Origin of the sequence: Tepidanaerobacter sp. EBM-49 (genome assembly GCF_001896645.1) — a bacterium.
GTDB classification, from domain to species: Bacteria; Bacillota; Thermosediminibacteria; order Thermosediminibacterales; family Tepidanaerobacteraceae; genus Tepidanaerobacter; species Tepidanaerobacter syntrophicus.
In genome coordinates, this window is sequence record NZ_MPPE01000036.1 from 56,490 (window position 1) to 71,157 (window position 14,668).

A 14,668-nucleotide genomic window follows, 5' to 3' on the forward strand; every position below is an offset into this window, starting at 1 on the left:
TCCTTATCTGTGTATATAGTATATATACAGTATATATACAAAATTTATTTATGTCAACACTATTTTTGCATAACACACAGGGACGGTTCTTTTGTGTTGTCTGACAACACAAAAGAACCGTCCCTGTGTGTTATGTGCCTCCTGTGTTCACCCCTGTTCCTGTTCATGTTCCTTCTGTTCCTGTTCCTTCTGCGCTATACTTGCTTCTCTATTCCTTTTTTTGCTTTGTTAAGCATACATATTAGTGTATAATATAAATAAAAATACTCGATTTGGGGTTTTGTTATGATTCAGTTTAATTTGCCGTTTAAAATCAAAGAGATATGCCTTAAGCTTAAGTCTGCAGGATTTGAGGCTTATGTTGTGGGGGGAACAATAAGGGATATAATAATAAATAGAGAAATTTCCGACTTTGATATAACGACTAATGCATTCCCAGATGAAATTAAGTCAGTTTTCCCAAATGCAAAACCTTATGGAGATTTTGGCACTATGCTTATAGTAGAAGATGGCATAAAGGTAGAAATAACCCCATATAGAAACGACGCGCCAGGGCGCAAGCCTAACTATACTTTTGGTGGCACTATATATACCGACCTTTCTCGTCGGGACTTTACCATTAATTCTATTGCCTATGACCCAATAGAAGATAAACTTATAGATCCATTTGGCGGAATCGACGATATTGAAAAGAGGGTTATCAGGTGCACCGGTTCAACTAGGAGAATCTGGGAAGATCCCTTGAGAGCCATGCGCGCAGCAAGATTTCAGGCACAGCTTGGCTTTTCAATCGAAGCTTCTACGCTTTATGCTTTAAAAGCACAATCTTGCGAACTGGCTACTGTTTCTTGGGAGCGAATACGAGATGAGTTTTCAAAAATCTTGACGGCGGATTATAATTTCGAAGGTCTAATAACTCTCGTGATAACTGATCTCATGAACTATATAATACCAGAACTTATGGCGGGCATGGGAGTTATGCATTCAAACAAGCCTGTCGATGTCTTAGAGCATAACCTTATAGCGTGTAAAATAATAAGAAACACATTGTCGTTGAGGCTCGCTGCTCTTCTCCATGATATTGCAAAGCCCGCAACAGCGGTAAACGGGGAGGATGGCATAAAATTCCCCAAACACCAAATCAAATCAGCAGCTGTTGCAAAGAAAATCCTTCAAAGGCTTCGGTTTGACAACAAAACAATAAAAAAAGTGGTTCTCTTGATTGAAAACCACATGTTTTACTATACTAAAGATTCTTCTTTGGCAGATGCAAGAAGGCTTGTGTCAAAAGTGGGCTGGGAAAATATATACGACTTGATAGATCTGCGTGTAGCAGACAAGATAGCCAGCGGGTTCGATACGATTTATTCTCCCGGACTTAAAAAGCTGATTATGGATCTTGAAGTTATTAAAGAAGAGAACAGCGACTATCAAATAAAAGATCTTGCAGTTACCGGTAAAGACATCATGACAGAACTAAAAATGCCAGCAGGTCCGCAAATAGGTGAAATCCTAAATTTTTTGCTGGATAAAGTTTTGGAAGATCCATCTTTGAATAACAGGGACACTCTCCTTGAACTTGCAAAAACATATGCAGCTGCTAGATCTTAATCTTCGTTTTGTCTCAAAGATACATCTCCGCTTAATACCCTTGCGATATCCCCATCCTGTTTTTTAACTAATAAAGCTCCGAACTCATCAATATCTACGGCAGTTCCTTCAAAGCTGCCGTTTATGCTTTTTATGTTTACTTTTTTGCCCAGATTTACACATAATGATTTCCATCTTTCAAGTATCTCGTAAAACCCTTCTGTCTCAGCTTTTTCGTAATAATCCTCAAGTTTTCTGAGAACTGCACACAACAACTTTAATCTATTTATCTCCTGTCCTTTTACTTCCTTCAAGGAGACAGCGATATCCTTTAGCTCTTCGGAAAAACTGTCGTTATTTGCATTAATCCCAACACCGATTACCACATAATTTACGGCATCTAATTCAGCGCTCATTTCAGTGAGGATGCCGCATACTTTTTTGCCGTGAATTAAAATGTCATTAGGCCATTTTATGTCTGCTTCAATTTCTATTTCAGACCTAATAGCTTCAGCTACCGCAACTGCCGTCATAATGGTAAGCTTTGGAGCGTCTTGGGGTAATAAATAAGGTCTTAGAATCACAGAAAGCCAAATTCCGCCCAGCGGCGACTGCCACTGTCTTTCTATACGTCCCCTGCCTCTGTTTTGTCTTTCCGCTATCACTAATGTTCCCTCAGGCGCCCCTTCTTGAGCTATTTTTTTTGCCGCATTATTAGTTGAGTCGATAAGTGAATAATAATAAATTTCGCTCCCCAAAATAGATAAATCGCAGGACGACCATATCTCTTCAGGAAGCAAGAGGTCCGGCGGCTCTTCGATACAATAGCCTAAGCGCGATGAGGATTTTATTTTATAACCCCACTCTCTTAATGTATTTATTTGCTTCCATACTGCTGTGCGGCTTATACCAAAGTCTTTGCTGATTTTTTCGCCCGAAATATATCTTCCTCTATTTTCAAGAAGTAACATTAAAAGTTCATTCGGCTGTGATTTATTAGATACTAATATGAGATTTTCGTTCACTATTACAGCACCTCTTGTTTCGGTAATATACTATAATGCCGCCGGAAACTGATTCCGGCGGCATTATGAAGAAATTTAACTAAGCTTTAACCTCATATGTCCCAACTACCGGCACTCCTGCCAAGGTATCTTTTACAGGACAGTGTGTCTCGATAAATTTATACAATCTATCTATATTCTCTTTTGGAGAGTCGGATACTATATGCATTTTATAGCGGATTTCCGAAAAACCCTTTCTTACATTAGGATTTTTGCCTGTAAAACCGTCAGGGTCTATGTCGCCTTCCAGCTCCACTGAAAAACCCTTAAGATCTACATTAAATTTTGGAGCAAAGGAACTTGCTACAATACTCATGCAGCCGCCTAGGGCACATAACAATAATTCAACAGGATTCATAGCTGTGTCTGTGCCGCCATCGCTTATAGGCTCATCAACTGTAACCTTAAAGTTTCTGGCCGCACATTCCACTAAAGTGCCACTTTTCCAATCAGCTTTTGCTTTTACTGTATTTACCGCCATTGTCGACACCTCCATGTGAAATTTACTACAATTAAATTATACTGCTTTTTCTGCTTATTGTCACGGGTTTAGTTAATTTACTTTACTTGTTCTTCCTTTCATTTTCTGCCGATCTTGGCGGGAGAGCACTGCCTTTCTCATCCTGAGGCTTTTCGGCGTCACTTCTAGAAGCTCGTCATCTGCGATAAATTCGAGGCACTTTTCGAGGGTCATTTCTTTTGGAGGAGTCAGTCTTAAAGTCTCTTCAGCAGTTGAAGAGCGCAAATTTGTAATATGCTTTTTCTTGCAAACATTGATATCCAGGTCATCTGGTCTTGAGTTTTCGCCAACTATCATCCCCTCATAGACTTTTGTCTGGGGACCGATAAAAAGCGTTCCTCGCTCCTGGGCGTTGTAAAGACCGTAGGTGTTGCTTTCTCCGGTTTCAAAGGCTATAAGGGATCCTCTGTTTCTTGTAGGTATATCGCCTTTGTAGGGGGCAAAGCCTGCAAAAACCGAGTTGATAATACCTTCACCCTTAGTATCAGTTATGAATTCAGACCGATAGCCTAAAAGACCTCTTGTGGGAATTTCGAATTCAAGCCTTACGGAGTTGCCGCTGAGATTTTCCATGCTAAGGAGCTGGCCGCGCCGCATACCCATTTTTTCCATAACAATTCCTACATAGGCTTCAGGAACATCTATAACAACAGATTCAATAGGTTCCATAATCTTGCCGTTTACTTCTTTCATGATTACGGTGGGCTTTGATACCTGAAATTCAAAACCCTCTCGCCTCATGGTCTCTATCAGCACAGAAAGATGCAGTTCTCCTCTGCCGGAAACCTTGAATTTATCGGGACTGTCTGTTTCTTCGACTCTAAGGCTTACATTGCTTCTGGCTTCTTTAAAAAGTCTGTCTCTCAGGTGCCGAGAAGTAATGTATTCCCCTTCCTTGCCTGCAAAAGGACTATTATTAACACTAAATATCATAGAAAGAGTCGGCTCATCTATATTTACATAAGGCACCGGTTCAGGTTTTTCCGCATCTGCAATAGTTTCCCCTATTTCGATATCTTCGATGCCGGTAACAGCTATAATATCTCCGACTGTAGCAGATTCAGCAGGTTCTCTTTTTAAGCCGTTAAATTCAAAAAGATTGCTTATCTTAACTTTTTCAATCGACCCATCTTTTTTGCATACCGCATATTCTTGTCCAACTATAATAGTGCCGCGAAATACTCTGCCAATGGCGATTCTGCCTACATATTCATCATAATCAAGGGTGGTAATCAGCACCTGGACAGGAGCATCTGGGTCCCCCACAGGAGCTGGCACATAGTTTATTATAGCTTCAAATAGAGGTTTTAAATCATTTGACGTGTCGTTTAAATCAAGTTTCGCATACCCGTCTCTTGCAGAAGCATATATTACGGGAAACTCTATCTGTGAGTCATTTGCACCTAAATCAATAAAAAGCTCTAGTATCTCATCTAATACTTGGTTTACCCTGGCATCAGGTCTATCAATCTTATTTATCACAACAATTGCCGGCAAATCTAGCGCCAGCGCTTTTTTCAGCACAAAACGCGTTTGAGGCATGGGACCTTCAAAAGCATCGACCAGCAAAAGAACACCGTCTACCATCTTTAAAACCCGTTCTACCTCTCCGCCAAAATCAGCGTGGCCAGGTGTGTCAATAATATTTATTTTTATTCCATTATATGTTACTGCAGTGTTCTTTGCTAAAATAGTTATGCCGCGCTCACGTTCAATTTCGTTTGAGTCCATTATTCGCTCTTCAACTTTTTGGTTCTGACGAAATATACCGCTCTGTTTTAGCATTCCGTCAACAAGTGTCGTCTTGCCGTGGTCTACGTGAGCTATAATAGCTATATTTCTTATATCATTTCTTTTAGTATTCATCTTTACTGCATCTCCCTCGGGGATTTAAACATAAAAATACATCTTCCCATCTATTATATCCATACTTATTGATTGTTTTTCAAGAAGAAAGGTTAAAAAAGCACTCACAGAGGTTATTGTTATAAAGTACTGAGATATATTCATTGGTATATCATACTTTTTTATTATTAGTTCTGTCAAGTCTTCTCTAGTTTGAGGCTGAGAAAGAATATCGGTTATCAATCCAAGATTCTCATTTATATTGTCAATATTTTTTTGTATTAAAGACTTTGGGTTTTCTACCGGTCCGTCGCAGTGAGAAATTACGTAGCAATCATAGTTAGATTCAAGTAAAAACTCCAATGTCTTCAAATGCGCTCCCACATCAAAGACAAAGGGCAGAGGATATTTTTCCATTTTATCCTCGCTAAAAAAGGCGTCTCCGCAAAAAATAACCCCATCTTCGGTAACGATTCCTATTTGGCCGATTGTATGGCCTTCAAGAGGTACTATCTCAAATTTCTTGTCGCCAAGTTCAACAAAACCCTCCGTAAGTTCTATGTCTGCTGCTGTATCTTTAGCCTTCAAGACTCGCGTGGAAAGTCCCGGCATCGGCGCAGCGCCATATAATATAATATTTTCCATATTGCTGTTTTCCATAAACACCTTTTCTAGTGGTGATGCTCCTATAATCGAAGCAGGCTGATTTTCTTTTATAAAATTATCCGCCCCAAAGTGATCAGGATGTGCATGGGTATTTAAGATATACTTTACCTTAAGTCCGTTTTCTTCCAATGTTTCTAAAAGTTTTCTGCCTGTTGTATTATCAAGTCCCGTGTCTATCAGGGCGCATAACCCGTTTTTATATCTATAAACACCAACATTGGTAGGTGCCTGGATATAGTAAGTGCGTCCCCTAAGTTTTGTAAGTTCCATCTAATTTCCTCCATATTAAAACAATTAACATAAGCACTATTAATATTATACATATGTTTGCCTACTAAAATCAAGGAATCTGTAAAATGTAAAAAACCTGCCAAAAAACAGGCAGGCTTAAAAACCGTTAAAACTAGATAAAAAACTTAATCACAATTGCTCTCCAACTAATTCATAGTATTTATTCTTCCAATAATCAAGACGAGCCTTCATATCTTCTACAATCTTAAGGTCCTGGTCGATGTAAAATCCTTGTTGGATACGCTCTTCCTTAGCTTTAATCCCTTCTTCATAAGCCCTTAGGGCATCCGCCAACAATTTTTTTGCAAATTCGACACGTTCAATTTCATGGGGCCAAGTAGAATTTTTGTAATCCCTTATAAACACCTTTAAAATATTGAAAAGCATTTCGCCATCTGTATAAAGATTAATATTAAAATCCAGGTTTTGTGACATTTTTCAACCTCCCGGAATGAAGTCTTGTGAATATATTATTCCACAAAAATTTGCAAAATCCTTCATATATTTTTTATAATTCTAGGTTCGTGGATTTTGCCGCTTTCACTGTGTCTTTTAAATTTTTTATCGAGTCAGTATAAATCATGTTTCCAACTACAATGGTATCCGCAAATTTGCTTGCGATTTCTGCTTTTTTGGCATCATCAATCCCGCCACCATAAAATATTTTCGCTTTATTAGTTCCTTTTTTGATATGAGAAATAAGTTCAGTATCGCCAAAGGTTCCGCTGTATTCTATGTAAATCAGCGGAAGGGAGAAAAGGTGCTCTGCGCAATTTGCGTATGCTAAGGCATCTTCTTTTCCTAAAGGGCAAAGAGCTTTAGTAAGTTTTGCAGCAGCGCAGTCAGGATTGAGTATGATATAACCTTCGGGAAGAATTTCATCCCACTCCATAAGGTCGCCTACAAGTTTGACAGCTTCCTTATGCGCCCCTATAATCCACCGAGGATCATTGGAATTTAAAACAATAGGTATGAAGTAACCATCAAATCCAAACGTTATAGCATTTATCGTAGAAACTTCTAAAACCTTAGGCAGTGGATATGGTTTTAATAGTTTGAAAAGCTTTAGGACATTTTGTCGTGTAATATTTTGAGTCCCTCCTACAACAATAGCATCAGTGCCGCTTTCTACAACTTTCTGTACCAACCATTCATCTGCCGGTTTGTCCGGATCAAGTTTTACAACATGTCGCCAATTTTTCCACTCAGGAAACACCAATATCCTCCCTCTTATAATCAATCATTGCAGCTAATCGCGAAATACTTTTAAATGCCTTTAGTAAAAAAGCTTCTGCTCCTGCTTTACTTTCTTCATCTGTCGGATATACCTCAAGGGTTAAGCCTCCATGAAACGTTTTAGCGGGAAATTTCTCCGTAAATTTATTCCAGTTAATTGTGCCACCTCCGGGAAGCCAATGTCTGTCCCGCTTTCCATCATTATCCGAAATATGTAAGGCTATTAATTTTTCACCAAAGTCTTCTAATAGGTTTTCCTCGTGATTTAGCACTGCATGAGAAGTATCATAGCAAAGTCCTAGATTTGGCGATTCTATTTCTGATAATATAAAAGGTATTCCTCCGGTCATCTTTGTATTTTCCAGCGCAATTTTTACATTATATTCCTCGGCTTTTTTTGTAAGGTAAGATAAACTTTCGATTCCATATTTATTTATAGTTGGGATTTTATCTCCTTCTACAATATGCATTACCATAATAGGTATCTCATGTTTTGCGCAATCTTCAAGCCATGCCGTATGCTCTTTTAGAATTTTTTGTCGAGCGGACTTGCTCTCGCTCCATAAATCAGCGGAATCAGTAAAAGGGGCATGAATGTTTTCCAGATACAGTCCTGCCTCTCTAACCATTTCCGGCATTGCATCTTTAGGAATACAAGGTGTTCCCTCTTCGTCTTCCCACCATAGTGAAGTTGCCTCAAAACCGGCGCTTTTTATGAGATCAAGTCTTTCGAATATAGGCATGACAAAACCAAACCATGAAAATATGCCCAATTTTAGTGTCATTGCTTAAAATCTCCTTGCAAAACTTTAGTTTAAGGTGTCAAGAGCTCTTGAAAGGTCGCCAATAATATCTTTTACGTCTTCTATCCCAACCGAAAGTCGAACCATACTTTCGGTAAGTCCAAACTCTCTTAACTTTTCTTTTGGATAGCCGGCATGAGTCATTGCTGCCGGAAGCTCAATAAGGGTCTCGCAATCTCCAAGACTTACTGCAAGCTTAGCCAGCTTCACATTATTCACGAATTTTTTTGCAGCTTCAAGACCACCTTTTACCTCAAAACTTATCATAGCTCCAAAGCCGCTCATTTGCTCTTTTGCTAAAAGGTGACCCTTCGCGGTTTCAAGTCCGGGATATATCACAGATTCGATTTTTGGGTGGCCTTTAAGAAACTTTGCAATAGCAATTGCATTGGCCTCGTGTTGGCGCATTCTAAGACCTAGGGTTTTTAAGCCTCGCAGCATGAGCCAAGCATTAAACGGACTCATGACTCCCCCAAATTCACACATATACTCGAATTTCAAATCCCGTATATAATCTACATCTTTGGAAACCGCTACCCCTCCCAGCGCATCACCATGGCCGCAAATATACTTAGTTGCGCTGTGAACTGCCACATCTGCGCCTAGGGAAAGTGGTTTTTGAAAATACGGAGTCGCAAATGTGTTATCGACTACAACTTTTGCATTGTGAGCCTTCGCTATCTCTGAAACCTTGCGAATATCTATGATGTCAAGGCTCGGATTTGCCGGCGTTTCAAAATAGAGGACTTTGGTATTTGCATCTATTGCAGCTTTTACCGCTTCAAGGTCCGTAAAATCTACGCTCTTGCAGTTAATTTTATATTTTGTAAGCAATTTATGGGTTGCGGTATAGCTGGAACCATAAAGAACTGTATGGGTAAGTAAGGTGTCGCCCGGGGAAAGAAATGAAAAGAGAACCGATGTGATAGCAGACATTCCCGAGGCAAATGCTACAGCGTCTCTGCCATCTTCAAGGCCTGCCATCCTCTTTTCAAACAGCCTTAAAGTAGGGTTATTACCTCTTGTGTATAAATACCCCTCCTTTCTAAAATTCATTATATCTTCGGCATCTTGCACATCATCAAACACATACGTAGATGTCATGAATATTGGCGGATTTAAAGCATTTGCAGGATTATTTTCTTCATTTTTACCGTGTATTGAAAGGGTATCAAAACCATAATCGTCGTTCATTTTTATTCCTCCGTTTTAGTAACAATCATTTTTTATTCATATTATAGCTTGATTAAAGAAGCATTACATTTGCAATCATCTTGGGAAAGTTCTTCTTCAGTAAAAACTGTCATAAATATTTCTGAAATAAGCGCCTTATTGCTCTCCACTGCACCTTTAATATCATGACCTGCCACATCGCCCTTTATTCCGGTACACCAATTAGTAACAATTCCTATTGCCTGATAGCACATGCCCAGCTCTTTGGCAAGGACCACTTCAGGCACGTTTGTCATACCAACTATATCTGCTCCCAGCATTTTATACATTTTGATTTCGCTGGCGGTTTCAAATCTCGGGCCCTCAGTGCATGCATAGACTGCATCGCCTTTTATGTTAAGGCCCATGGTTTTTGCGTATTCTTTAAACTTTCTTCCAAGATTCGGGCAATATGGCGCATCCATGGCAACATGCACAACGCCCTTTTCTCCACCTTCATAAAATGTAAGAGGGCGCGTCTTGGTAAAATCAAGAAAGTCCTTTAATACTACAACATCTGCCGGGGCAAAGTTTTCATTGCATGAACCTACGGCGCAGGTGGTATATATGTATTTTATGCCTATGTCTTTTAGTGCCTTGATATTTGCCCTGTAATTTATTAAATGAGGCGGCACCGAATGTCCCTTCCCATGTCTTGCAAGAAATGCGACTTCTTCGCCGCTTTTTGTTTTTACCACATCAATTGTAACTGATCCGTATTCGGTTTTGATTTCTTGAGAGCAGGCTTCGCCTATATCGTAAACTCCAGTTCCGCCTATTATTGCTTTTTCCATATATTTTCACATCCCTTCAGCTTTAAGCTCCCGTTAGTTTTTGAGCGCAGCGCGCCGTATTGTACATGGCCTTCTCTAAGTCTATTGTTTTAAGTTCATAATTTTCCATAAGTATCTTTCCATCTACAATTACAGTGTGTACATCAGATGCTTGGGCACAGTAGCATACAGCGGATAGAGGGTTGTGTAGAGGACATAAGTGAGGCTTATTTAGGTCGATGAGTATAATATCTGCCTTCTTTCCAACATCTATGCTTCCAAGTTCGCCATCGACTCCAAGCGCTTTAGCTCCGTTTATTGTTGCCATCTTTATAGCAGTTTCTGCAGGAATTGATACAGCATCATTGTTTACGCATTTATTTACTATTGATGCAAGGTGAATTTCTTCAAACATATTAAGGTTGTTGTTAGATGAAGCCCCATCAGTGCCAAGGGATACATTTACTCCGGCTTTTACCATCTTTTCAACAGGCGCAAAACCGCTGGCAAGCTTTAAATTGCTGGTAGGGTTATAGGCTACGCTTACATTGCATTCTTTAAGTATCTGGATATCGTCGTCATCAACATGGACACAGTGAGCTGCAATGGTGGGTCTTTCAAAAATTCCCAGATCATATACATGTTTTATTGGTGTCTTTCGCCATTGTTTTATACTGTCATTTACTTCTTGCCGCGTTTCCGAAAGATGAATATGAATTCCTATCCCCAATTCATCCGCCAGTGCCTTTACCTTCTTGAGATAGCGCGGACTGCAGGTATAAGGAGCATGGGGACCGGCAAAAATCTTAATTCTTCCATCCTTGCCGTCAAATTTTCTATAAAGCTCTTTTGTTTCTTTTAATTGGAATTCCATACCTAACGGTTCATCAGTAAGTCCTCTTGCAATATACGCCCTAACTCCTGTTTCCAGGGCGACTTTAATGGTTTCTTCTACAAAAAAATACATATCAAGAAATCCGGTTACGCCGCTTTTTATAAGTTCGGCGATTCCTAGGACAGATGCCCAATAAACGGATTCAGCAGTCAGTTTTTTCTCAAGAGGCCATATCTTCTTTGTAAGCCAATCCTGAAGCAGCATATCATCTGCATAATTTCTAAAAAGATTCATTGCAAGGTGTGTGTGAGTGTTTATAAAGCCCGGCATAACTAACATATTATTTGCATCAATGATTTTATCAGCACCAAAACCTTCGCTAATTTCTCCGATCTGAACTATTTTTGAGTCCTCAATACCTATATCAACCCTATCAACCACAGCCTTGTCTTTTTCAAAACGCAATACCTCGCCGTTTTTCACAAGTAACTTCAAGATATATTACCTCCCCTTCAACAAATATCTGAATATATCACACTATAAATACAGTTTAACATATTATGCAGGGCAAATAAACAAAAATTCCATAAGATATACTTCCATTGATTTTATCCTTTTATTTTCTTATAATGGTTTTAGCTGGAATTATTCTTGAGGGTGAAAAAATGATACGGGAATTTACAAAATATTACAGGGCCCATGTGCCGCTATTTTTATTGGACTTCGGCAGCGCTTTTCTTGCATCTCTTCTGGATTTAGTTTTTCCGAAGGTTGTTAATATTGTTATAGATGATCTGCTGCCTCAGAGAAATATTCAATTGGTAATTAGAATCGGAATATTCCTATTTTTCCTTTATATTATAAGGTATATATTAGGATACATCGTCCATTATTATGGTCATACCCTTGGAACCAAAATTGAATATGATATGCGCCAAGACCTTTTTAACCACATACAAAAACTCTCCTTTACTTATTTTGACAATAATAAAACCGGACATATAATGTCCAGGATCGTCAATGACCTAAACGAGATATCGGAACTGGCGCATCATGGTCCCGAAGACTTGTTTATCGCATCAGTTACATTGATTGGCACCTTTTTTATTCTTTTAAATACAAATTGGCAGCTAACACTATTGATTTTTGCCATAATGCCTTTTATGGCTTGGTTTTCTATAAGCAAAAACCAGCAAATGGAGCAGGCTTTTAGGAATACGCGGCTGAAAATCGCTGACATAAATGCTCAACTAGAAGACAGCATATCGGGCATCAGAGAAGTAAAGGCATTTACAAACGAAGACTATGAAAAAATAAAATTTCAATTTGGAAATGAAGGTTTTAGGCAAGCAAAACAGAAAGCATATAAAACAATGGCCGAGTTCTTTTCGGGAATGGATTTTCTCTCGAATTTTATAAACCTTGTGGTGCTAATCGCCGGTGGATGGCTTTGCTACAGCAATATGATGACAACAGGCGAGCTGGTGGGTTTTCTCCTTTATGTATCTATGTTTTTGCAGCCTCTGCGGCGCATAATGTCTCTGCTTGAGATATATCAAAGCGGTATGGCAGGTTTTAGAAGATTTAGGGAGATTATGGAAATTGAACCGGAGATAGTCGATAAACCCGGTGCAATACCGCTGGACAAGGTTAGGGGAAATATAGTTTTTGATAATGTGGCATTTAGCTATGATAATAAGACAGAGGTTTTTTCAAATATAAGCTTTAAAATAAACGCCGGAGAAACTGTGGCTTTTGTTGGGCCTTCCGGCGCCGGAAAAACAACGCTAGCAAGCCTTATTCCCAGGTTTTACGAAATTGAAGAAGGGGCAATCTACATCGATGGAATAGATATCCGAAATGTTACTCAAAAATCATTAAGACAAAATATAGGTATAGTTCAACAAAATGTATTTTTGTTTACCGGCACCGTTCGGGATAACATAGCTTATGGAAAGCCGGATGCATCAGATGAAGAAATAATAAATGCTGCTAAAAAAGCCAATGCCCATGACTTTATAATGGAACTTGAAAACGGATACGATACCTATATAGGCGAACGGGGGGTTAAGCTTTCCGGCGGTCAAAAACAGCGACTGGCTATTGCAAGGATATTTTTGAAAGACCCGCCTATTTTAATCTTAGATGAAGCTACATCTGCTTTGGATAATGAAACTGAACAAATTATTCAAGAGTCATTATTTGCACTTTCAAAAAACCGGACCACATTAATAATAGCACATAGACTGGCCACTATAAGGCACGCAGGGCGTATATTTGTTTTGACTAAAGATGGAATAGTCGAGGAAGGAAGCCATCAGGAACTCATCAGCAAGCAAGGACTATACTATAGGCTTTACAATGCTCAATTCGGAAGTTAAATTAAAGGTGCCTGCGCTAATAATTGCGCAGGCTTAGTTTATTATTTCTAATAGTATAATTTTGTCAGTTATATTATTATCATAAATGATGTGGGCGTATTTGATTCAAGGATTTCAGGAATTCTGAGCAAGTTGTTCTTGTATGATTTTAACTGCTTCTTCCAGCTCTAGAAGTTTTTGAACACCTGACTTCATGTCTTTTAGGGAGACCTTATTGTTTTCTGTTTCTTCTTCGCCTATGAATATCACGTAAGGGATTTTAAGGTTGTTGGCATAACTTAGTTTTTTGCTTATTTTTACATCTTCAAAGTGTATTTCGGAGACAATGCCATTTGCTCTGAGGGTATTTGCAACTTTTATAGCATTCAGGTTGAATTTTTCTTCCATGGGTATCACTAAAACCTTTGTAAAAGTTATTGGAGAATCTTCTTTAAGAAGGCCCGCTTCTTTTAGTTGGTAAAAAAGGCGAGTAAGTCCTATTGAAACTCCTACTCCCGGCAGCTTTTGAGTTGTATAATATTCTGCCAGATTCTCATATCTGCCTCCTGAACAGACACTGCCAATTTCCGGATAATCATCAAGAAAGGTTTCATATACCGTGCCTGTGTAATAGTCCAGCCCCCTTGCAATAGTCAAGTCAATGGAGTAATTTGCAGCCGGAACACCAAATGCTTCAGCATATTCTGTGACCTTTTCCAGTTCTTCTATACCTTCTTTAAACATTGCAGATGTAAGATTAAGTGCTTTAAGCGATGCAAGTTTTTCCTCATTTGTTCCTTTTATTTTGACAAATTTTAATATCTCATGCGATGTATCATTCGAAAGTCCTAGTTTCGAAAGTTCGCTGATAACACCCTTTTCTCCTATTTTTTCCAGTTTATCAACTGCCCTTAAAACTTCAGTTGTATCTTCTATATTTAACGAGCCAAAAAAGCCGTTTAAGATTTTTCTATTGTTTATCCGTATTGTAAAATTACCAAAGCCCAGATTTTTAAACGTGGAGTATATTATGCTTACAATCTCCGCATCATAAATTACGCTTAATCTTCCATTGCCTATAATATCTACATCGCATTGATAAAATTCTCTAAATCTTCCCCTCTGGCTCTTTTCTCCTCTGTAAACCTTACCGATATGGTATCTTCTAAACGGAAAAGTTAGTTCTGAAAAATGCTGTGCCACATATCTTGCAAGGGGTACTGTAAGGTCAAATCTTAATGCCATATCTGTATCACCTTTGGTAAACCGATATATCTGCTTCTCAGTTTCTCCTCCGCCCTTTGCAAGAAGTATTTCGGACTTTTCGATAAGAGGGGTTTCAATCGGCACAAAACCGTAATTTTCATATGTTTTTCTTATCACATCTTTAATCTCGTTAAAAAGTATTTGATCTTGCGGTAAAAGTTCTAAAAAGCCCGGTAATGTTGCAGGCTTTACAATATCTTTGCTCAA

The 14,668-nt window shown here is 38.8% G+C and carries 13 protein-coding genes; 2 read left to right on the forward strand and 11 right to left on the reverse strand.

The features are described 5' to 3' along the window. Window positions 1-285 precede the first annotated feature (285 nt). On the forward strand, window positions 286-1,611 hold the full coding sequence (locus BUE08_RS05965) for a CCA tRNA nucleotidyltransferase (protein WP_286680567.1): 1,326 nt from the start codon (window positions 286-288) through the stop codon (window positions 1,609-1,611). Here BUE08_RS05965 and BUE08_RS05970 read toward each other — a convergent pair. The 10 genes from BUE08_RS05970 to BUE08_RS06015 form a co-directional block, all read right to left on the reverse strand. Next, window positions 1,608-2,615 carry a biotin--[acetyl-CoA-carboxylase] ligase gene (locus BUE08_RS05970; protein WP_286680568.1) on the reverse strand — a complete coding sequence of 336 codons (1,008 nt, stop codon included), beginning with the start codon at window positions 2,613-2,615 and terminating at the stop codon, window positions 1,608-1,610. The genes BUE08_RS05965 and BUE08_RS05970 overlap by 4 nt on opposite strands. A gap of 79 nt (window positions 2,616-2,694) precedes the next feature. Further along, on the reverse strand, window positions 2,695-3,135 hold the full coding sequence (locus BUE08_RS05975; protein ID WP_059031490.1) for an OsmC family protein: 441 nt from the start codon (window positions 3,133-3,135) through the stop codon (window positions 2,695-2,697). 72 nt (window positions 3,136-3,207) lie between these two features. Next, window positions 3,208-5,040 carry a translational GTPase TypA gene (typA, locus tag BUE08_RS05980; protein ID WP_059031491.1) on the reverse strand — a complete coding sequence of 611 codons (1,833 nt, stop codon included), beginning with the start codon at window positions 5,038-5,040 and terminating at the stop codon, window positions 3,208-3,210. A 24-nt stretch (window positions 5,041-5,064) separates the two neighbouring features. Beyond that, the gene (locus tag BUE08_RS05985) at window positions 5,065-5,955 is read right to left on the reverse strand and encodes an MBL fold metallo-hydrolase (RefSeq protein WP_286680569.1); all 891 of its coding nucleotides are present in this window, start codon (window positions 5,953-5,955) and stop codon (window positions 5,065-5,067) included. Window positions 5,956-6,105: 150 nt separating this feature from the next. Beyond that, entirely contained in the window at window positions 6,106-6,411 is a 306-nt protein-coding gene (locus BUE08_RS05990) for a hypothetical protein (RefSeq protein WP_059031493.1), read from the reverse strand. Between the two features lie 73 nt (window positions 6,412-6,484). Continuing rightward, window positions 6,485-7,192: a heptaprenylglyceryl phosphate synthase gene (gene pcrB / locus BUE08_RS05995; protein WP_286680570.1), complete on the reverse strand. Its 708-nt coding sequence runs from the start codon at window positions 7,190-7,192 to the stop codon at window positions 6,485-6,487. Then, on the reverse strand, window positions 7,182-7,997 hold the full coding sequence (locus BUE08_RS06000) for a sugar phosphate isomerase/epimerase family protein (protein ID WP_286680571.1): 816 nt from the start codon (window positions 7,995-7,997) through the stop codon (window positions 7,182-7,184). The genes pcrB and BUE08_RS06000 overlap by 11 nt, the downstream gene beginning before the upstream one ends. Window positions 7,998-8,021: 24 nt before the next feature. Continuing rightward, window positions 8,022-9,209, reverse strand: a complete 1,188-nt coding sequence (locus tag BUE08_RS06005; protein WP_083497605.1) for a trans-sulfuration enzyme family protein — start codon at window positions 9,207-9,209, stop codon at window positions 8,022-8,024. A 41-nt stretch (window positions 9,210-9,250) separates the two neighbouring features. Next, a complete protein-coding gene (locus BUE08_RS06010; protein ID WP_213996361.1) occupies window positions 9,251-10,021 on the reverse strand; it encodes an MTAP family purine nucleoside phosphorylase in 771 nt (256 codons plus the stop codon). Between the two features lie 22 nt (window positions 10,022-10,043). Next, window positions 10,044-11,330: an amidohydrolase gene (locus tag BUE08_RS06015; RefSeq protein WP_274964148.1), complete on the reverse strand. Its 1,287-nt coding sequence runs from the start codon at window positions 11,328-11,330 to the stop codon at window positions 10,044-10,046. Between the two features lie 170 nt (window positions 11,331-11,500). Between BUE08_RS06015 and BUE08_RS06020 the strand changes: the two genes are divergently transcribed. Next, complete coding sequence (locus BUE08_RS06020; RefSeq protein WP_286680572.1) at window positions 11,501-13,216, forward strand: ABC transporter ATP-binding protein; 1,716 nt, start codon at window positions 11,501-11,503, stop codon at window positions 13,214-13,216. 114 nt (window positions 13,217-13,330) lie between these two features. Here the strand turns inward: BUE08_RS06020 and hisS are convergent, their stop codons facing one another. Continuing rightward, window positions 13,331-14,668 (reverse strand): histidine--tRNA ligase, encoded by a 1,338-nt coding sequence (gene hisS, locus BUE08_RS06025; RefSeq protein WP_286680573.1) that lies wholly within the window; start codon window positions 14,666-14,668, stop codon window positions 13,331-13,333.

Bases quoted from the DNA above. Each gene is read 5' to 3' on its own strand.
- BUE08_RS06005 (WP_083497605.1), bottom strand. From the start codon at position 9,209: ATGAACGACGATTATGGTTTTGATACCCTTTCAATACACGGTAAAAAT.
- BUE08_RS05965 (WP_286680567.1), top strand. From the start codon at position 286: ATGATTCAGTTTAATTTGCCGTTTAAAATCAAAGAGATATGCCTTAAG.
- BUE08_RS06000 (WP_286680571.1), bottom strand. From the start codon at position 7,997: ATGACACTAAAATTGGGCATATTTTCATGGTTTGGTTTTGTCATGCCT.
- BUE08_RS05990 (WP_059031493.1), bottom strand. From the start codon at position 6,411: ATGTCACAAAACCTGGATTTTAATATTAATCTTTATACAGATGGCGAA.
- BUE08_RS06010 (WP_213996361.1), bottom strand. From the start codon at position 10,021: ATGGAAAAAGCAATAATAGGCGGAACTGGAGTTTACGATATAGGCGAA.
- BUE08_RS06020 (WP_286680572.1), top strand. From the start codon at position 11,501: ATGATACGGGAATTTACAAAATATTACAGGGCCCATGTGCCGCTATTT.
- BUE08_RS05985 (WP_286680569.1), bottom strand. From the start codon at position 5,955: ATGGAACTTACAAAACTTAGGGGACGCACTTACTATATCCAGGCACCT.
- typA (WP_059031491.1), bottom strand. From the start codon at position 5,040: ATGAATACTAAAAGAAATGATATAAGAAATATAGCTATTATAGCTCAC.
- BUE08_RS05975 (WP_059031490.1), bottom strand. From the start codon at position 3,135: ATGGCGGTAAATACAGTAAAAGCAAAAGCTGATTGGAAAAGTGGCACT.